This window comes from Paraclostridium dentum, from assembly GCF_012922555.1.
Lineage (GTDB): Bacteria > Bacillota > Clostridia > Peptostreptococcales > Peptostreptococcaceae > Paraclostridium > Paraclostridium dentum.
Window position 1 is genome coordinate 1 of the sequence record NZ_WIPK01000155.1, and the last position, 379, is coordinate 379.

A 379-nucleotide genomic window follows, 5' to 3' on the forward strand; every position below is an offset into this window, starting at 1 on the left:
AGGAGCCATCGCCCCCGAAATCCTAGGGAAAGCAGGGCTGATCCCGCCGGAAACAGCCCTCCCATGGTTCCAGACCGGAGTCATCCCCCCGGCCGGAACCTACAACTACTGGGCGGATAACTACACACTCTTCGTGCTCGAGATGGCCCTGATGGGGTTCGCGGAGCACAGGAGGCTCCAGGACTGGTACAACCCGGGCTCCATGGGGAAGCAGTACTTCCTGGGCCTGGAGAAGGGGCTGGCAGGATCAGGCGATCCTGCCTACCCCGGGGGCCCGTTCTTCAACCCGTTGGGGTTCGGGAAAGACGAGAAGTCGATGAAGGAGTTGAAGCTGAAGGAAGTGAAGAACGGGAGGCTTGCCATGCTGGCGATATTGGGC

General features: G+C 61.2%; 1 protein-coding gene. It reads left to right on the top strand.

Features of this window, described 5'->3' with window-relative positions; translation table 11 throughout:
- Nucleotides 1-379: chlorophyll a/b-binding protein (locus GFJ41_RS21225; protein WP_170076040.1), on the top strand; the 379-nt coding region annotated here is incomplete at both ends.